Source organism: Pseudonocardia sp. HH130630-07 (assembly GCF_001698125.1).
GTDB lineage: Bacteria > Actinomycetota > Actinomycetes > Mycobacteriales > Pseudonocardiaceae > Pseudonocardia.
This window is the reverse complement of the sequence record NZ_CP013854.1, coordinates 5708613-5727132: the sequence shown is the minus strand read 5'-3', so window position 1 is coordinate 5727132 and position 18520 is coordinate 5708613. Positions and strand designations below refer to the sequence as shown.

General features: G+C 74.3%; 15 protein-coding genes. 11 read left to right on the top strand and 4 right to left on the bottom strand.

Annotation, left to right across the window (positions count from 1 at the left end):
- Nucleotides 1–22 precede the first annotated feature (22 nt).
- Nucleotides 23–391 carry a cupin domain-containing protein gene (locus AFB00_RS27030; protein ID WP_068799525.1) on the top strand — a complete coding sequence of 123 codons (369 nt, stop codon included), beginning with the start codon at nucleotides 23–25 and terminating at the stop codon, nucleotides 389–391.
- 786 nt (nucleotides 392–1177) lie between these two features.
- Here AFB00_RS27030 and AFB00_RS27025 read toward each other — a convergent pair.
- Together AFB00_RS27025 and AFB00_RS27020 are read right to left on the bottom strand one after the other, a co-directional pair.
- Nucleotides 1178–1408 carry a DUF397 domain-containing protein gene (locus AFB00_RS27025; RefSeq protein ID WP_068799524.1) on the bottom strand — a complete coding sequence of 77 codons (231 nt, stop codon included), beginning with the start codon at nucleotides 1406–1408 and terminating at the stop codon, nucleotides 1178–1180.
- A 26-nt stretch (nucleotides 1409–1434) separates the two neighbouring features.
- Nucleotides 1435–2214: a DUF5753 domain-containing protein gene (locus AFB00_RS27020; RefSeq protein ID WP_231974096.1), complete on the bottom strand. Its 780-nt coding sequence runs from the start codon at nucleotides 2212–2214 to the stop codon at nucleotides 1435–1437.
- 428 nt (nucleotides 2215–2642) lie between these two features.
- Here AFB00_RS27020 and AFB00_RS33595 point away from each other — a divergent pair, with 428 nt between their 5' ends.
- Nucleotides 2643–2906: a hypothetical protein gene (locus AFB00_RS33595; RefSeq protein WP_068799522.1), complete on the top strand. Its 264-nt coding sequence runs from the start codon at nucleotides 2643–2645 to the stop codon at nucleotides 2904–2906.
- Nucleotides 2907–3175: 269 nt separating this feature from the next.
- On the opposite strand, the gene AFB00_RS27010 is transcribed toward AFB00_RS33595, so the two are convergent.
- The gene (locus AFB00_RS27010; RefSeq protein ID WP_068799521.1) at nucleotides 3176–5146 is read right to left on the bottom strand and encodes a M13 family metallopeptidase; all 1971 of its coding nucleotides are present in this window, start codon (nucleotides 5144–5146) and stop codon (nucleotides 3176–3178) included.
- A 98-nt stretch (nucleotides 5147–5244) separates the two neighbouring features.
- On the bottom strand, nucleotides 5245–6756 hold the full coding sequence (locus AFB00_RS27005) for a PucR family transcriptional regulator (RefSeq protein WP_068799520.1): 1512 nt from the start codon (nucleotides 6754–6756) through the stop codon (nucleotides 5245–5247).
- A 73-nt stretch (nucleotides 6757–6829) separates the two neighbouring features.
- Between AFB00_RS27005 and AFB00_RS27000 the strand changes: the two genes are divergently transcribed.
- From AFB00_RS27000 to AFB00_RS26960, 9 genes are all read left to right on the top strand, one after another.
- Nucleotides 6830–7936, top strand: coding sequence for a DUF917 domain-containing protein (locus AFB00_RS27000; protein ID WP_068799519.1), 1107 nt, complete (start codon nucleotides 6830–6832; stop codon nucleotides 7934–7936).
- Nucleotides 7933–9513, top strand: a complete 1581-nt coding sequence (locus tag AFB00_RS26995; protein ID WP_083275857.1) for a hydantoinase/oxoprolinase N-terminal domain-containing protein — start codon at nucleotides 7933–7935, stop codon at nucleotides 9511–9513. Before AFB00_RS27000 ends, AFB00_RS26995 begins: the two co-directional genes overlap by 4 nt.
- Complete coding sequence (locus tag AFB00_RS26990) at nucleotides 9513–11105, top strand: ABC transporter substrate-binding protein (RefSeq protein ID WP_068799518.1); 1593 nt, start codon at nucleotides 9513–9515, stop codon at nucleotides 11103–11105. The genes AFB00_RS26995 and AFB00_RS26990 overlap by 1 nt, the downstream gene beginning before the upstream one ends.
- A 4-nt stretch (nucleotides 11106–11109) precedes the next feature.
- The gene (locus tag AFB00_RS26985) at nucleotides 11110–12120 is read left to right on the top strand and encodes an ABC transporter permease (protein ID WP_231974095.1); all 1011 of its coding nucleotides are present in this window, start codon (nucleotides 11110–11112) and stop codon (nucleotides 12118–12120) included.
- A 4-nt stretch (nucleotides 12121–12124) separates the two neighbouring features.
- Nucleotides 12125–13870, top strand: a complete 1746-nt coding sequence (locus AFB00_RS26980; RefSeq protein ID WP_068799517.1) for a dipeptide/oligopeptide/nickel ABC transporter permease/ATP-binding protein — start codon at nucleotides 12125–12127, stop codon at nucleotides 13868–13870.
- Complete coding sequence (locus tag AFB00_RS26975; RefSeq protein ID WP_068799516.1) at nucleotides 13867–14664, top strand: ABC transporter ATP-binding protein; 798 nt, start codon at nucleotides 13867–13869, stop codon at nucleotides 14662–14664. Before AFB00_RS26980 ends, AFB00_RS26975 begins: the two co-directional genes overlap by 4 nt.
- Nucleotides 14665–14694: 30 nt before the next feature.
- Nucleotides 14695–15558, top strand: a complete 864-nt coding sequence (locus tag AFB00_RS26970) for an alpha/beta fold hydrolase (RefSeq protein WP_068799515.1) — start codon at nucleotides 14695–14697, stop codon at nucleotides 15556–15558.
- 117 nt (nucleotides 15559–15675) lie between these two features.
- On the top strand, nucleotides 15676–16869 hold the full coding sequence (locus tag AFB00_RS26965) for an ROK family transcriptional regulator (RefSeq protein WP_068799514.1): 1194 nt from the start codon (nucleotides 15676–15678) through the stop codon (nucleotides 16867–16869).
- Between the two features lie 176 nt (nucleotides 16870–17045).
- Nucleotides 17046–18518, top strand: coding sequence for a sugar porter family MFS transporter (locus AFB00_RS26960; RefSeq protein ID WP_068799513.1), 1473 nt, complete (start codon nucleotides 17046–17048; stop codon nucleotides 18516–18518).
- The last annotated feature ends 2 nt before the right edge of the window (nucleotides 18519–18520 follow it).

Sequence of the window (18520 nt, the reverse complement as noted above, 5' to 3'; positions counted from 1 at the left end):
CGAGCACGGAACAGGAGACACCATGGCACCCACGGTCTTCCCCGGGACGACCCGCGGCGGCACCTCGACCAGCCGGACCTTCGTCGCCCCCGCCGCCGGGGGCTGGACGGGCGTGGCGCTGACGGAGTGGCAGCTCACCGCGCAGGAGTGGATCGACGAGCACCCGCACGACGAGTTCAACTACGTGATCGAGGGGACCCTGATGGTCTCCTGCGACGACGTGACGGTGCAGGCCGACGCCGGGCAGGTGGTGCTGGTCCCGGCCGGATCCCGCGGCCGGTACTGGGCGCCCGGGCACGCCCGGATGCTGGCGGTCTACGGCCCGAACCCGGAAGGACGGCCGACCACGATCGTCGGACTCCGCGACCTGGACGGCGACGACCGGGCCTGACCGGCGTCGGCCGGTCCGACCGGCGTGTGGAACGCCGGGCGCGCGCGGTGGCCGAACCGCGACGCCGGGTACCGGCGGGGCATCCGGCGCCCACGGGTACGCGGGCGCGTCCCGGCCGCACGCACACCCCCGACCCGCCCGGCGCCCGGCGTTCCGCACCCGCACGGGGGAGCGACACTCCGGCGTGGGGTGCACGGTCGGCGTGCCGTGCGCGGCGGGGACACGGGCCCGGTGTCGGCCCGGCGGAATCCGGCGCGTGTGTACGCGACGACGCCCGCAACGATCCGGCTGGTCCGGATCCCCGTGCCGAGATGCACGTCAGCGGGGTCCGGGAGCGACAGCGGCCCGCTCACGTGCATCTCGGCACGACGAGCCGCGGGGTGGGTCCGGCGTTCGGCTCCCGCGGTCCCGTGAGGCACCTGGCTGCCGTGCGGTACGGGTCTGCTGCGGTGCGCCCGGCTCCCGCGGGACGCCCGGGTCCTGCACCGCGCGGCTCCCGGCCCGCGCCGACCCGTGGTCGTGCGGCTCCCCGGCCCTCGTCCGGCACCGGACCCGGCGTGCCGCACCCTCCGCACGGGCGCGGCGCGCCGGAGCGGGGTGCGGGACCGGCCGCGGGGTGCCGGCTGCCCCCGTCGGCGCCCGCGGACGGGCCTGGCGTGCCGAGGACGCCGAAGGGCGCCGGGGCGTCGCCGCGGGGAACAGGCCCCCGGGTGTGCCGGGTGCGCGACGGGCCCGCGGGGCCCGAGGAGACCGGGACCGCCGCGACGGTGTCATCGGACCCCGGTGTCAGCCGGTGACGTGGTCGAGTTCGCCGGACGTGCAGGCACGCAGGAACGCCGCCATCCGGTCCCGCGGCAGGAGCAGGAATCCGGCCTGTGGGTTCTTGCTGTCCCGAACGGCGATGCGCCCGTCGTGTGCGGTGGCGAGTTCGACACACTCGCCACCGGAATTCCCGCCGCCTCCGGAGAAGCTGCTCTTCCTCCACACGAGACCGGCAACGAGATCATCTCGGGACACGACCCTGGCACCACCTTACGGAGAACTCACTGGATGAGCCTCTGACCTGCTGATTCGATGAAAGCGGCCGACAAATCTGGAGTCATCGCCCGGTCGGTCAGGCTACCCCACCGAAGAGTGAGATCACGGACCGCGTCGCGATCCTCGAGATAGGCGGCGCCGGTCGGGGCCTCGGTGTATCCCATGTCCGGGATCGGGTCCGGGAGCGTGAGAATCGAGAACGGACCTTCGAGCGCGGGGCTGGCGCCGACCGACTTCGGCAGGATCTGGACAGTCGTGCTCGGGGACTCTGCGGCCTCGATGAGGCGGCGGATCTGTTTGTGCATGGTCCGGGGCGAGTCGATCGGGCGTTCCAGCACTCCTTCGTCCAGGATCACGTGCAGCTGGGGTGGCCGGGCCCGGGTGAGGATCTGCTGGCGGACCATGCGCGCGGCGACTCGACGTTCGACCTCGTCCTCGGACAGCTCGGGGGTGATGCCCGAGATGAGTCCTCGTGCGTACTCGGGCGTCTGGAGCAGACCGGGTATCACCAATGTCTGGAAGTGGCGGCAGGCGACCACGACGCTCTCCCAGTCGACATAGCGGTGGAACTGCGGCGGCAGGCTGCGGCGGATGTCGGCGATCCAGCCCCGGTCCCGTGGGGCGCTCGCCAGCCCGATGAGCCGGTTCCGCACCTCGGGATCGGTGACGGCGTAGATGTCGAGCAGGACCTCGGCCTCGCGCGGCTTGACGGCCTGCTCCCGGTTCTCGATCCGGGACAGCTTCGGCCGGGTCCAGTTCGCGCCGGCCTCGCGCAGCGCCGTCACGACCTGGTCGTGGGTGAGCCCGGCCTCCTCCCGCAGCTGTCGGAGCGCGGCGGCCAGCTGCCAGCGCCGGACGATGGACGGGCCCAGATCCCCCTCGGACACGGCAGCTCCAGTGCGTCGTTCGAGTGACAATGAACGTTCAGATTACCCGTGAACGTGCGTTTGTGACATGGTTTGCGCGTTCCCAGTGCGAACGCCCGGCGATGCTAGCGCCGACCGTCCGCCCGGCGGATCGGCGCCCCGCCGATCCGCGGCCCACCAGCGCCCGAAGACTCGACGAGGAGCCGACGCATGCCGGACCGAGACCGTCCCCGGAGGGTGCACCGCACCCCGTGTCCGTCGTCCCGGCTGCGTCCCGTGTGCTCCGGTCGGCGGGCGGTGGTTCCGGCCCGTCCGCCGACCGGCCTCCACGCCGCGGGCGACCCGCGGTGAGGGGGCGCCGGGGCCGGCCGCGGCTGGTCGTCGTGACCGCGCTCGCCCCCGACCGGCGGGTGCTCCGGCAGTGGGAGCTGACCCTCGACCGCGGCCGCCGGGTGCCGCTCCCGGACGGCACCGGGGCCGTGCACATCAACGACCCCGCGATCGACGACCGGGTCCGGGTGGAGCCGGGCGCCCGGGCGCGGGGGAGCGGGCGGCGCCCCGAGCGGCTCTGGGTCGTGCTGCTCCGCCGTCGGACCCGGCCCCGGCCGTGACCGCTCCGCGGTCCATGTGTGGGTGCCGGCACGGGCGGGTACGCGCAACGCAAGCGTGGTTCCAGAAGCGGGACGTCGTGACCTTCCCGATCTGCCGAGGAGCTACCCCATGAAGAACCTGATCCTGCGCGCCCGGCACGCGGTGCGTGACCTCAACAAGTGCCACGACCGCATGTACGGGCGCCGCGTCCGCTAGCCCGCCCGGCCGGACCGCCGGGACCATCGCGCCCGTCCGGCACGTGCCGGACGGGCGCTCCCGGCGGATGCACTCACCAGATCCGGACGCGCTCCCCGGGCGCCAGGTACATCGCGTCGTCCTCGGTCACGCCGAACGCCTCGTGGAACGCGTCGAGATTGCGCACCACGGCGTTGCACCGCAGGTCCGGCGGCGAGTGCGGGTCGGTCGCCAGGCGCCGGACCGCCTCCTCGTCGCGGGTGCGGGCCCGCCAGATCTGCGCCCAGCCGAACAGCACGCGCTGCGCTCCGGTCAGGCCGTCCAGCTCCGGTGGCTGCCGGTCCTGCTGGGCGATCGAGTACGCCTGCAGCGAGATCGTGAGCCCGCCCAGGTCGCCGATGTTCTCGCCGACCGTCAGCGCCCCGTCGACGGTGTGCCCGGGCAGCCCGCGCGGGGAGAGCGCCGAGTACTGGTCGATCAGCCTGCGGGTCCGGGCGTCGAACTCCGCGCGGTCCTCCGCCGCCCACCAGTCGGTGAGGTGGCCGTCGCCGTCGTAGCGCGAGCCCTGGTCGTCGAAGCCGTGGCCGATCTCGTGACTGATCGTCGAGCCGATCCCGCCGTAGTTGGCGGCGTCGTCGGCCTCGGCGTCGAAGAAGGGCGGCTGCAGGATCGCGGCCGGGAACACGATCTCGTTGAGCCGCGGGTGGTAGTAGGCGTTCACCGACTGCGGGGGCAGCAGCCACTCGTCGCGGTCCACCGGGCCGCCCAGCTTGGAGTACTCGTGGTCGTGGCGCCACGCGGCGGCCCGGCCGACGTTGCCGAGCAGGTCGGCCGGGTCGATCTCCAGGTTCGAGTAGTCCTTCCACCGGTCGGGGTGGCCGACCTTCGGGGTGAACTTCCCCAGCTTGTCCAGGGCCCGCTCCCGGGTGGCTGCGCTCATCCAGTCCGAGTCCGTGATGGCCCGGCGGTAGGCCTCGACGACGGTCCCGACGAGCCGTTCGATGCGCTCCTTGGCCTGCGGCGGGAAGTGCCGGTCGACGTAGATCCGCCCGACCGCCTCACCCAGTGCCGCCTGGACCAGCCCGACGCCGCGCTTCCAGCGCTCGGGCAGCTGCGGGGTGCCGGACAGGGTGCGGCCGTAGAAGTCGAAGTCCTCCTCGACCAGCTCGGCCGACAGGTGCTCGGCGCACGACGAGGCCACCCGGATCGCCAGCCACGCCTGCCACTGCCCGATCGGCCGCTCCGCCCACAGCCGTGCGGCGGCCGCGACGAACCCGGGCTGGCGGACGATCAGCTCGTCGAACGCCGACGCCGGGACCGTCAGTCCGCTCTCCCACGACGCCCAGTCGAACCCCGGCGCACCGCGGTGCAGCTGCTCGCGGCTCATGAGGGTGTAGGTCTTCTCCGCGTCACGGTTGTCGACCTGGCTCCAGGAGGCCGCGGCGAGCGCGGTCTCCAGGTCCATGACCGTCTCGGCGACCTGCTGCGGGTCCGGGAGACCGACCAGCCCGGCGAGCCGTCGCAGGTGCCCGGTGTAGGCGTCGCGGACGTCGGCGTGCTCGTCGGAGCGGTAGTAGGCCTCGTCGGGCAGGCCCAGCCCGCCCTGGTCGAGGTTGACCAGGTAGCGCGACGAGTCCTTCAGGTCGGTGGCGACGAACTCCCCGAACAGCGCCGCGCGCCCGTCGCGCTGGTGGCGGCCCAGCAGTGCCGCCAGCCCGGCCCGGTCGGTGGTGCCGCGGATCTCCTCGATCAGCGGGCGCACCGGCCCGGTGCCGAGCTCCTCGGCGCGGCCGGTGTCCAGGAACGACGTGTACAGGTCACCGATCTGACGCGCCGGTCCGTCGTCGCCCGGCCCGCCCGCGCACTCCTCGACGATCGCGCGCACCTGCTCCTCGGCGCGGTCGGCGAGCATCCGGAAGACCCCGTCCTGCGAGCGATCGTCGGCGATCTCGTGTGTCGCCAGCCAGCGCCCGTTGACGTGGGCGAACAGGTCGTCCTGGGGGCGGACGGTCTCGTCGACCCAGCTCAGGTCCAGCCCGGAGCGCATGGACTCGGTATCACTCATCAGGCAACGCTAGGCGGTCCGTGCGGGCCCCGCCCGGTCACCGGCGCACGTCACTCCGGCCACCGTCGCGGAGCCGTGCGCCGGGGGAGCGGCCCTGCTCAGCCCGGCCGGACGACCAGACGCAGCCGGCACGCCAGCTCCACGGCGAACCGGGTGTCCGGGTCGTCGAGATCGAGGTTCAGGGTCTGCTCGATCCGCCGGATCCGGTAGTTGACCGCGTTCGGGTGCAGGGTGAGCACGGCCGCGGCCCTGGCCAGGGAGTTACGGGTGCTCAGGTAGGCCAGCAACGTGCGCACCGCGACCCCGGACCGCTCGGCGCCGAGCCCGTCCAGCGGCGCCAGCAGGTCGTCGAGCAACGACCGGCTCAGCGGCGACGCGGAGAAGTCGAGCAGCACCCGGCGCAGACCGGTCACGTCGGTGACCACGACGGTCCCCAGCCGGCCGGCGGCGACGGCGGACTCGGCGGCGATCCGGGCCTCCGCCGCCGACTGGCGCAGCCCGGGCGCTCCGGTCTGCGGGGTGCCCAGCCCGACGGTGAAGGTCCAGCCCGGGCCGGTGGCGGCGCTCGCCAGCGCGACGAACCCGTCCACCACCTCGCGGAGCCTGCGCTGGTGGTCCGGGGCGCCGGGCTCCTCGGAGACGATCATCAACAGGTCGTCGTGGAAGCCGACGACGTGCCAGGACTCGGCCGCGTGCGGGCCGGAGCGGTCGTCGACGAGCTGCAGGGCGCGCAGCTCCAGCGCCGCGAGCTGGGCCGCGGACGGGCTCCGCCCGCCGTCGTCGCGGTGCCGGGGGCTCACCCACGCCACGGAGTGCGACAGCCCCACCGGCAGCCCGGCGCGGGCGGCGTCCACGCCGAGCGCGTCGATCCGGGACGACTCGGCGACCAGCAGCTCGATGACCAGGTCGGCGCGGGACCGGACCGGGCCGAACCGGTCCTGGGACTCCCGGGCCGACGCCCGGGACAGCACCGCGGCCACCACCGGCAGCGCGACGTCCGCGGCCGGGTCGCCGTGTGCGGCGACCAGCCGGCCGACGGGCACCTCGCCGATGCAGACCGCGTCGGTGTCGGTCCACCGCACGGCCGGGTCGTCGAGCACCTCCAGCCGGACGCCCAGGGCCGAGGATGCCGCACCCAGCACCGCCGTCCGCACGTCCGGCGGTCCGGCCTCGGCCGCCGCGCGGACCCGCTCGATCGCGTGCTCCGCCCGGGAGAGCGCCTCGGCGGCCCCGCGCCGGACGAACCGGTCGACCAGGACCGCGAGTTCCGACGCCGGCCCGTCCGCACCGAGGACGGGCAGGCCCGCGCGCCCGGCCAGGGTGCGGGCGGTCTCGGCCGGCGCGACCGGGGGGACGAACACGACCCCGGCCACCTCGGCGGCGATGCACCGGCGCAGGGCGATGTCGACCTGGTAGGCGCGCAGCGGCGGCCCGCCGGCGGACGGGTAGGTGACCACGAGGTGCCCGCGCGTCGCGGTGGCGAGATCGTCGACCGCCCGCATCTCGACGCCCTCGACGACGACGCCCGCCGGCTCCCCGGTCAGCATCCGGATCCCGTAGCGCTCGGCCCGCCCGAGGACCACCTCCAGCGTCACGGGCTCCTGTGCCATCGGCACAGTTTGCCCGGAACCCTCGGTCCATGGGCACATTGTCGTGGTCCGGGTCACTTCCTAGCCTCGCTGCATGGGCACCACGGCGGCCGCGGACCCGCGGCGCATCACCCGCGCGGACGTCGCGCCGCTCGCGGCCGGGGCCGCCGTCTTCGGGACCGGCGGCGGGGGCGCGGTGCACACCGTGCAGCTCGCCGTGGAGTCCGCGGTGGCCGAGCACGGACCGGTCCGGCTGCTGGACGTCGACGAGCTCGGCCCGGACGACCTGGTCATCACGATGTCCGCGATCGGCGCCCCGTCGGTCGGCATCGAGATGCTCGGGGCGAGCGCGCAGGCACCCACCCTGCTGGCGGAGGTGCAGCGGCTGCTCGACCGTCCGGTGACCGCGATCATGGCGGCCGAGATCGGCGGCAGCAACGGCGTCGCGCCGGTCGGCTGGGCCGCGTCCTCGGGCCTCGCGGTGCTCGACGCCGACGGCATGGGACGGGCCTTCCCCAAGGGCACGATGATCTCGATGAACGTCGCCGGGCTGCCGAGCGGGTTCGCGGTGAACGCCGACGTCGTCGGCAACGTCGCGGTGTTCCGGACCGTCGACATGGCGTGGCTGGAGCGCCACGCCCGCGCCTTCACCGTCGCCGCGGGCGGCATCGCGCTCGGCGCGCACTATCCGCTCACCGCCGAGACGGCGAAGGGCGCGGTCATCGAGGGCACCGTCGGGCGGGCGATCGCCGTCGGGCGGCGCCTGCTCGGCTCCGCCGACCCGGTCGCCGACGTCGCCGCGGAACTCGGCGCCGCCGTCCTCGCCTCCGGCAAGGTGATCGACATCGAGCGCATCACCGAGGGCGGCTTCACCCGTGGGTCGGTCACCGTCGAGGGCGTCGGCCCCGACCGCGGGCGGCTGCTCCGCATCGAGATCCAGAACGAGAACCTGGTGGTGATCGAGGACGGCGCGGTCACGGTCAGTGTCCCCGACCTCGTCACCGTGGTCGACTCCGAGACCGGCCACGCCATCTCCACCGAGCTGCTGCGCTTCGGGCAGCGGGTCAGCGTGCTCGCCTGGGCCTGCGACCCGTTGTGGCGCACAGCTCGCGGGATCGAGCTGACCGGCCCGCGCGCCTTCGGCTACGACCTCGACTACGTCCCGTTCGACGGGGCCCGGGCCGCCGGGGCGCTGCGGTGACCGGGCGGGCGCGCGAGCTGTCGGTGGGGATCGACGTCGGGGGGACGAACACCGACGCGGTCGTGCTGGACGGCGACGACACCGTGCTGGCCTGGACCAAGCAGCCCACGACGGCGGACGTCACCGGCGGGGTCCGGGCCGCGCTCCGGTCCGTGCTGGGCGATCTCGGCGGACGCCGCGCCGAGGTCTCCCGGGTGATGCTCGGGACCACCCACGCGACGAACGCGATCGTGCGCCGCCGCGACCTCGGCCGGATCGCGGTGGTGCGGCTCGGCGCCCCCGCCTCCGGCCACTACCCGCCGCTCGTGGGCTGGCCGGACGAGCTGCGCGCGACCGTCCTGGCCGGGTCGCTGCTCGCCGGTGGCGGGCACCTGGTCGACGGGTACCCCATCTCCCCGCTCGACCCCGACGGCATCCGGCGCTTCCTGGACGGGCTCGCCGGCCGGTTCGACGCCGTGGCGGTGTGCGGAATCTTCGGTCCGTCGTTCCCGGACCAGGAGCTGGAGGTCGCCGCGCTGGTGCACGAGCGGGCCGGGGTGGACGTACCGGTCTCGCTCAGCCACGAGATCGGGCCGCTCGGGCTGCTGGAGCGGGAGAACGCGACCGTGCTCAACGCCGCCCTGCACCGGGTCGCCCGGGACGTGACCGGCGCGCTGGTCACGGTCGTCGCCGAGGAGGGGCTGGACGCCGCGCCGTTCTTCGCCCAGAACGACGGCACGCTGATGACCCTGGACCACGCGGCCCGCTACCCGGTGCTCACGATCGGGTCCGGGCCGGCCAACTCGATCCGCGGCGCCGCCCGGCTGTCCGGGGCCGACGACGCGATCGTCGTCGACGTCGGGGGGACCACCAGTGACCTCGGCGTGCTGAACGGCGGTTTCCCGCGGGAGTCGACGCTGCCCCGCGAGATCGGTGGGGTGCGGACGAACTTCCGGATGCCGGACGTGCTGAGCCTCGGGGTCGGCGGCGGCACCGTCGTCGACACCGGGCGCGGGGCGCTGCTCACCGACTCGGTCGGCCACCGCATCACCACCGAGGCGCTGCTGTTCGGCGGCCCGACCGCGACCCTGACCGACGCCGCCGCCCTGGCCGGCCCCGGTCCGGTCACCGGCCGCACGCTGCCCCCGCTCGACGGCGCCGACGGTGCGGCCCTGCGCGCGGCGCTGGAGGAGGCGCACGACCGGATCGGATCGGCCGTCGAACGGATGTCGCTCGGCCGGGTCGGGCTGCCGCTGGTGGTCGTCGGCGGTGGCGGGTTCCTGGTGCCGGACCGGGTGCCCGGGGCCGGTGCGGTGGTGCGTCCCGACCGCGGTGACGTCGCGAACGCGGTCGGAGCGGCGATCGCGCTGGCCGGTGGTCGTGCCGACCGGATGTGCGAGGTCGCCGACCGCGCCGCCGCCATCGACGCCGTCAGCAGACAGGCGGTGGACCGCGCGGTGCACGCCGGGGCCGATCCTCGCCTGGTCGAGGTCGTCGACGTCCTGGAGACGCCGGTGTCCTACAGCGCACGCCCGACGCTGCGGGTGTCGGTCAAGGCAGCCGGCCCGCTCGCCCGGACCGAACGGAGGGACACCTGATGACCCGACAGCTCCGGAGGACGGCGGCCGCGGCGGTCGTCTCGGTCGCGGCGCTGGTCCTGGCCGCGTGCGGCTCGTCCGGCGACCCCGGCGGGGATCCGGGGCAGATCGTGTCCGGCGGGACGTTCACCGTCGCGCTCAACGACGACCCGGGCAGCCTCTCGCCGTTCACCGGGGTCTCGCTCGTCCAGCGCGGCCTGGTGCGCTACGGCTACGAGTCGCTCGCCTACATCACCCCGGAGGGCGAGATCGTGCCGTGGCTCGCCGCGAGCTGGGAGCAGAGCCCGACGTCGGTCACCTACACCCTCAAACCGGGTATCACCTGCGCCGACGGGAGCCCGTTCACCGCACGGACGGCCGCGGCGAACATCGCGTACCAGGCCGACCCCGCGAACGGGACGTTCGGGCACGGGTCGTCGGTCGCGGCGGGGACGACCGCCACGGCGCAGGGGGACACGCTCACCGTCACCAGCGCCACGACCAACCCGTTCCTGCTCGCGGGCACCGGCGCGGTCGAGATGGTCTGCCAGGCCGGGCTGGACGACCCCGGCTCGCTGACCGACCGCACGAACGGCACCGCGCTCTACGCGCTGAGCTCCGCCACCCCGGGTGCCTCGTACACCTACACCAGGCGGGACGGCTACACCTGGGGCCCCGGCGACGTCACCAGCGAGACCGCCGGGCTGCCGGATGAGATCGTCGGCCGGGTCGTGACCGACGAGGGGACGGCGACGAACCTGCTGCTCTCCGGCGAGCTCAACGCCGCGTCCATCGCCGGGACCGACCGCAGGCGGATCGAGGCCGCCGGGCTGGACTCGGTCGGCGTGCTGAACCCGATCGGCGAGATGCTGTTCAACGAGCGCCCGGGCCGGCCGACCTCCGACGAGCGGGTGCGCCGGGCGCTGACGCTGGCCCTCGACCGCGCCGCGGTCGGGGAGCTCGTGACCGACGGCGAGTACGTCGAACCGGTCTCGCTGGTCAACAAGACCCCGCTGTCCTGCGTCGCGGGCGGCCCACGCTGGCAGCTCCCGGCGACCGACCTCGCCGCGGCCGGTGCGCTGCTCGACGAGGCGGGCTGGATCCCCGGCCCGGACGGGCGCCGGGCCAGGGACGGCGAGCCACTGACGATCCGGTTCCTCTACGACGGTGGCACCCCGTCGCACGGGGCCGCCGCCGAAGAACTGCAGCAGGAGTGGAACGCCGTCGGCGTCACCACCGAACTGGTGGCCGAGGACCCCGCCGGCTGGTCGACCGACCTCTACCAGAGCTACGACTGGGACACCGGGTTCATCCAGCTGACTCCCGGCAGCCCGGTCGTGCTGAGCCTGTTCTTCCTCGGTGAGACCTCGGAGAACGGCGGCTACAACTTCATGGCCGTCGACAACCCGGAGTACGAGGCGCTCGCGCGGCAGGCGGCCACGGCACCGTCGGCCGAGCAGGCCTGTGGGCTGTGGCAGCAGGCCGAGGCCGAGCTCGTCGACCGGGTGGACGTGTTCCCGCTGGCCGAGACCCGGTCGCCGACCTACATGCGCGGCGCCACGTTCGAGATGCCCGGCTCGATCACCCCGACCTCGATCCGGATGCGGGGCTGACGCCGTGACCGGCCCACCGGCGGCACCGGTGACCCCGCCGCCCGCGGTGGCCGGACGGGTGGGCCGCGGGTCCCCGCGCGCGGCGTTCCTGCTGCAACGGCTGGCCCGGGCCGGCATCTCGCTGGCCGTGGTGCTGGTAGCCGTGTTCTTCCTCGTTCAGCTCGTACCCGGTGACCCGGTACGCGCGGCGCTGGGACCGACGGCGCCGCCGGAGTCGGTGACGGCACTGCGCGTGCAGCTCGGTCTCGACCTGCCGGTCGGAGAGCAGTTCGTGCGCTACCTCGGTGGCCTGGTCACCGGGGACATGGGGGTCTCGGTCACCTCGCAGCGTCCGGTCACCGCGATCCTGGCCGAGCGCCTGCCGACCACGCTGCTGCTCGCGGTGGTGTCGTTCGCGATCGCCGCCGTGGGGGCCTTCCCGATCGGGGTGGCGACCGCCGTCTCCGCGTACGCCGGGCGGCGCCGGACGCTCGACCTCGCGGTCTCGGGATTCCTGGGCGTCCTCGTGGCGATCCCGAACTTCCTGCTCGCGGTGCTGCTGATCGCGGTCTTCAGCGTGGGCCTCGGCGCGCTGCCCCCGGCCGGCTGGGGCGGACCCGCCGAGCTGGTGCTGCCGGTCGCCGCGCTGGCCGTCGGCCCGCTCGCGTACCTGGCCCGCCTGGTGCACGTCGAGATGCTGCGGGTGCTGGCCGCGCCGTACCTCACGACGGCGCGCAGCAAGCGCCTGCCGGGCCGGCTGCTGCACGCCCGCCACGCACTGCCGAACATCGTGACCGCCAGCCTCACCGCGGGCGGGGTGGTCCTGACCAGCCTCGTCGCCGGGACGGTCCTGGTCGAGACGGTGTTCGTGATCCCGGGGATCGGATCGACGATCGTGTCCTCGATCGCCACCCGCGACTACCCGCTGATCCAGGGCCTGGTGCTCGTGTACGCCGCGCTCGTGCTCGCCGCGAACCTGCTGATCGACCTCGCCCTGGCCGCGCTGGACCCACGCTCGTCGATCGCGGAGGGATGAACCGGTGCCGACGACGTCCGCGCGGCTGAGCCGCACGCTGATGACCCCGCAGGGCCTGTTCGTCGTGGTGGGGCTGCTCGCCGTGGTCGTAGTCGCGGTGTTCGCGGAGCCGCTGCTCGGTGCGGCCGCGACCGAACGCAACATCGCCGAGCGTCAGTCACCGGCGAGCCCGGAGCACCCTTTCGGCACCGACGAGCTCGGCCGCGACCTGCTGGCCCGGGTGCTCGTGGCCACCCGGCTCTCGGTGCTGCTCACCCTCGGTGCCACGGCGATGTCGGTGCTGGGCGGGGTGGTGCTCGGCGTGGTCGCGGCGCTGCTGCCGCGGGTGCCCCGGCGGGTGGTCGGCGGGTTCATCGACCTGCTGCTGTCGTTCCCCTGGCTGCTGCTCGCGCTGTTCTTCTCGGTGATCTGGGGCGCCACCGCGACCGGGGCGATGTTCGCCGTCGGGCTGGCCGGGGTCCCGGTGTTCGCCCGCCTGGTGAACACCCTGGCGTCCTCGGTGGCGAGTGCGGAGTACGTGCACGCGGCCCGGATGCTGGGCAGCTCGCCGCTGCGCACGGCCGCCCGGCACGTGCTGCCGAACATCGTGCCGCCGCTCGTGGTGAACACCGCGATCCACGCCTCGGTCACCCTGCTGTCGTTCGCGGCACTGTCCTTCCTCGGACTCGGCGTCCAGGCACCGGAGTACGACTGGGGCCGGTTGCTGGAGGAGGGGGCCCAGCGCATCTACACCGAGCCGATGGCGGCGGTCGGGCCCGGCATCGCGATCGTCGTGACCGGGGTGGTGTTCGCCCTGCTCGGTGAGCTGCTCAGCGAGCGGCGCGGCCGCGGGCGGGTCGTCGCGCCGGGCCGTGGGTCACGGGACGGGGCTCCGGCACCCGCCGCACCGGGGGAGCCCGCGGTGGTCGACGTCGCCGGCCTGCGGGTCGCGTTCCGCGGTGCCGACGGTGCGCCGGTGGAACGGGTGCACGGCGTGGACCTGCGGGTCGGCGACGGCGAGGTGGTCGGCATCGTGGGGGAGTCGGGCTCCGGCAAGTCGGTGACCGCGATGGCGGTCGCCGGCCTGCTCGGCCCGGACGCGCTCGTCACCGCCGGGCACCTGCGCTTCCGCGGTATCGACATGACCCGCGCACCCGGACCGGCCGAGCGCCGGACGCTCGGGCTCGAGCAGGCGATGATCTTCCAGGACCCGCAGAGCTCGCTGAACCCCGCCCTGCAGGTCGGGCTGCAGCTGCGCGAGGCGAGCGAGACGCACGCCGGCGACTCCCGCGCCGCGACCCGGCGCCGGGCCGTGGAGAAGCTCCGGCTGGTGCGCATCGACGATCCGGAGCGCCGCCTGCGGCAGTTGCCGCACGAGCTGTCCGGCGGCATGCGCCAGCGGGCGATGATCGCGATGGGCCTGATGGGGTCGCCCCGGCTGATCGTCGCCGACGAGCCGACGACCGCGCTGGACGTGACCGTGCAGCGCCGGGTCCTGCGGGCCCTGCGCGACGCCCGACGCTCCACGGGGGCCGCGATCCTGCTGATCTCGCACGACATCGCACTCGTGAGCGGGTTCTGCGACCGGGCCGTGGTGATGCGCGAGGGCGTCGTCGTCGAGGAGCTGGACGCGCGCCGGCTGCACGAGGCCCGGCACTGGTACACCCGCGGGCTCATCGCCTGCGTACCGGATCTCGGCACCGACCGGGACCGGCCGCTGCCGGTGCTCGCCCCGCCGGAGCCGGGCCCACTCGCGGAGACCCGGACGTGACCGCCCTGGAGTTCCGCGACGTGCACGTCACCTACGGCCGCGGCCGCGCGGCCCGCCCGGTCCTCGACGGCGTCGATCTCCTCGTGCGGCCCGGCACCACGCACGGTCTGGTCGGCGAGTCGGGCTCGGGCAAGTCCACCCTGGCCAGGGCCGCCGTCGGTCTCGTCGGCGTCCGGTCCGGTTCCGTCCTGCTCGACGGTGCCGACCTGACCGTCCGGTCCGCCGGCACCCGTGCCGCCCGCCGCCGGGTCCAGCTGGTGTTCCAGGACCCGATGGCGGCGCTCGACCCCCGGATGCCGGTCGGTGCGTCGGTCGCGGAGGGACTCCTGGCCACCGGCGCCCGGCCCGGCCGCGCGGAGCGGGAGGAGCGGGTGCGGACGCTGCTCGACCGGGTGCACGTCGACCCGCGACGGGCGGGCGAGCTGCCGGTCTCGTTCTCCGGCGGGCAGCGCCAGCGGATCACCATCGCGCGCGCACTGGCCGCCGATCCCGCCGTGCTGATCGCCGACGAGATCACCTCGGCGCTGGACGTCTCGGTGCAGGGCGTGGTCCTCAACCTCCTGCGCGAGCTGCAGGACGAGCTGGCGCTGACCATGCTGTTCATCTCGCACAACCTGGCGGTCGTGCGCTACGTCAGCGACGAGGTGACGGTGCTGCGGGCCGGCCGCGTCGTCGAGCACGGACCGACCGCCTCCGTGCTCGACGCGCCCGCCGATCCGTACACCGAGGAGCTGCTGCGCGCCGTGCCGGTCCTGGGCCGGCCGTTGGACCTCGACGACGACCCCGGCCGCTGAGGCCGGGCCGACCAGGGAGGAGCACCGACCGTGCCGTACGCGAGGGCTGACGGGATCGAGATCCACTACGACGTGACGGGCCCGCCGGCGGCGCCGACGGTCGTGCTCCTGGCCGGGGGCGGGGCCCAGCTGGTCGCGTGGCACGAGGCGCTGGTGGCGCTGCTGGTCGCCGAGGGCCTGCGGGTGGTGCGGCTCGACAACCGCGACACCGGCCGCTCGCAGCGCTTCGGCGGCCCCGCCGACGTCGACGGCGGCTACGAGCTGTCCGACATGGGCGACGACGTCGTGCGGGTGCTCGACGACCTGGACGTGGCCGCCGGTCACCTCGTCGGGCACTCGATGGGGGCGATGATCGCGCAGTCGGCGGCGATCGACCATCCCGCGCGGGTCCGCAGCCTCGGGCTGCTCAGCTCGATCCCGGGCCGCGACCCGCGCTACGTCCTGCACGGCGACCGGCCCGAGCTGCGGGTCGCACCACCGCGCCGGAGCAGGGCCGAGGCCGTCGACGCCGCCGTCGAGTCCTCCCGGCCGTCCGGGACGCCGCGCTACCGCTGGCAGCACGAGTGGCTGCGCTGGGTCGCCGGGGAGGCCTACGACCGCGGCTACGCACCGGACGGCTACGCCCGGCAGTGGTCGGCACTGCGCCGGGCGCCGGACCGGCTGGACCGGCTGCGGGAGGTCACCGTCCCGACGCTGGTCGTGCACGGCCGCGACGACGATGTCCTGCACTGGTGCGCGGCGGTGGACATCGCCGAGGCGATTGCCGGATCGGAGCTGCAGATCCATCCCGACACCGGTCACCTCCTGCCGTGGGAGCTGTGGCCGGTGCTGGTGGCCGGGGTGGCCCGGACGGTGCGCCGCGGCGAGGAGCGGGCGGCCCGCCGGGACCCGTGAGGCCGGGCCGCTCCGGGTGGACGTCCGGCACACTCTGTGTTCAACTCTCGAACATGGAGCGTGCCGCTCCACGATCGAGACGCCGGACGCCCCGCCCGGCGTGACAGGAGGCCCGGCATGCCCGACCCGTCCCCGGCCGACCGCCCCGGCTCGCAGGCCGCGCTCCGCCGTGCCAACCGGGACCGGGTACTGGCCGGGCTGCGGACGGCGGGGGAGGCGCCGACCCAGGCCGATCTCGTCCGCCGGACCGGCCTCGCGCCGGCCACCGTCTCCACGATCGTCCGTGACCTGCGGCGGGACGGCCTCGTCACCGTCGCCGAGGTGGGCCGACGGCGCCGGGTCCGGCTGCGGGCGGGGGCCGCAGGCGTCGCGGTCGGCGTCGACTACGGGCACCGGCACGTGACCGTCGCGACGGCGGGCGCCGACGGGCTGATCACCGCCGAGCGCCGCGCGGAGCTGGCGCCCGGCCTGCCGGCCCGGGACGGCCTGGCACTCGCGGCGGGCCTGCTGGGAGAGGTGCTGGCCGAGCTCGGCGCCGGGATCGACGACCTGGCCGGGATCGGTATGGGGCTGCCGGCGCCGATCGACACCCGGACCGGCGGGGTCGGCTCGCTCACGATCCTGCCGACCTGGGTCGGGTTGCCGGCGGCCCGGCTGGCCGCGGAGGCGTTCGGCCGGCCGGTGGTGGTCGACAACGACGCCAACCTCGGCGCCCTCGCCGAGCAGCGGTGGGGTCGCGGGTCCGGGGTGGACGCCCTGGTCTACCTGAAGCTCTCCGAGGGCGTCGGAGCCGGGTTGATCATGGACGGGCGGCTGTACCGCGGCCCCGCCGGGACGGCCGGCGAGATCGGGCACACCACCGTCGACGAGTTCGGGGCGCTGTGCCGGTGCGGGAACCGGGGCTGTCTGGAGACGCTGATCGCGGCCCGGCACGTGGCGGACCTGCTGCGCCCGCTGCTCGAGCGGGACGTGGCGATCGGCGAGGTCGTCGCGCGGGCCCGGGCCGGTGAACGCGCCTTCGCCCGGGTGATCAACGACGTCGGCCTGCGGGTCGGGGCGGCGATCGCCGACGTCTGCAACATGCTCAACCCGCAGATGATCGTCGTGGGGGGCGAGCTGGCCCAGGCCGACGACCTGCTGCTGGAACCGATCCGGCAGGTGGTCTCCCGGCGGGGGATCCCGAGCGCGACCGACCAGGCGCGGCTGACCACGGCCGGGCTCGGCGCGCGGGCACACGTACTCGGTGCGGCTGCTGTCGCCCTGGAGGGGGCGAACCACATCCCATCGTCGTTCGCCGAACGAACGGTATAGCGAGTTTCCGGCGAGAGGTTGTGCACACAACGAACCCTGGTTAACGTCACCCCCACGCCGCGGTGACCGTTCTCCGACCGCGGTCATCCGACTCACGGCCACGTCTCCGAGCGGTGTCGCCGACGGCGAACCCGTTCGATCCGTGCTGCCCGTCTGCGGCCGAAGGGGTCCCGCGCATGAGCGAACACGGTCCGATCAGTGAGGAGCCGTCGATCTTCGACGGCGACGACGAGAGCAGCGGGAGGGGAGTGGTCCGGATCGCGTCGGTCGCGGCGCTGGGCGGCCTCCTCTTCGGCTACGACAGCGCCGTCATCAACGGCGCCACCAGTTCCATCAAGGAGATCTTCGCGATCAGTGAGGCCGCGCTGGGCTTCGCGGTGGCCTCGGCGCTGCTCGGGGCGGCGCTCGGTGCGTTCCTGGCGGGCCGCATCGCGGACCGCATCGGCCGGCTGCAGGTCATGAAGATCGCGGCGGTGCTGTTCTTCGTGAGCGCCATCGTCACCGGAATCGCGCCGAACCTCGAACTCGTCATCATCGGGCGGGTCGTCGGTGGATTCGGCGTCGGTATCGCGTCGGTCATCGCGCCCGCCTACATCGCGGAGACCTCGCCGGCCCGCATCCGGGGCCGGCTCGGCTCGCTGCAGCAACTGGCGATCGTCGGCGGGATCTTCCTGTCCCTGCTGATCGACTGGGTGCTGGCCGAGCTGGCGGGTGGCGCGAGCGAACCGCTCTGGTTCGGGCTGGAGGCCTGGCGCTGGATGTTCCTGTGCATGGCGGTCCCGGCCGTCGTCTACGGGGTCCTGGCCGGCACGATCCCGGAATCGCCGCGGTTCCTCATCGCCCAGCAGCGGATCCCCGAGGCCCGCAAGGTCCTGACCGCTCTGCTCGGCGAGAAGAACCTCGAGATCACGATCGACCGGATCCGGGCGACCACGACCGACGGCGCGGCCAAGCCGTCCTGGCGGGACCTGCGGCGGCCCGGCGGCGGGCTCTGGCCGGTCGTCTGGATCGGGCTGTTCCTCTCGATCTTCCAGCAGGCCGTCGGCATCAACGTGATCTTCTACTACTCGAACGACCTCTGGCAGGCGGTGGGCTTCGAGGAGAGCGCCTCCTTCGGCATCAGCGTCTTCACCTCGGTCGTCAACATCGCGACGACCCTCATTGCGATCGCGCTGGTCGACCGGATCGGGCGACGGCCGCTGCTGCTGATCGGCTCGGCCCTGATGACGGTCGCGCTCGGTGCGATGGCCGTCTGCTTCGCGACGGCGGGGACCGACGCCGCGGGTGACCTCGAACTGACCGGCGCGGCCGGCCCGATCGCGCTGGTCGCCGCGAACCTGTTCGTCATCGGGTTCGGCATGTCCTGGGGCCCGGTGGTGTGGGTGCTGCTCGGGGAGATGTTCCCGAACCGGATCCGGGCGGCCGGCCTGTCGCTGGCCGCGGCCGGCCAGTGGACGACGAACTGGCTGATCACGGTGTCCTTCCCGTCGCTGGCCTCCTTCTCCCTCGGCTTCGCCTACGGCCTGTACACGCTGTTCGCGGTGCTCTCCCTGCTGTTCGTCGTGCGGTTCGTGAGCGAGACGAAGGGACGTTCGCTGGAGGACATGGAGGCCGGGATGCGCCCGGCGCCCGAGCCCGGCACCGCCTGAGG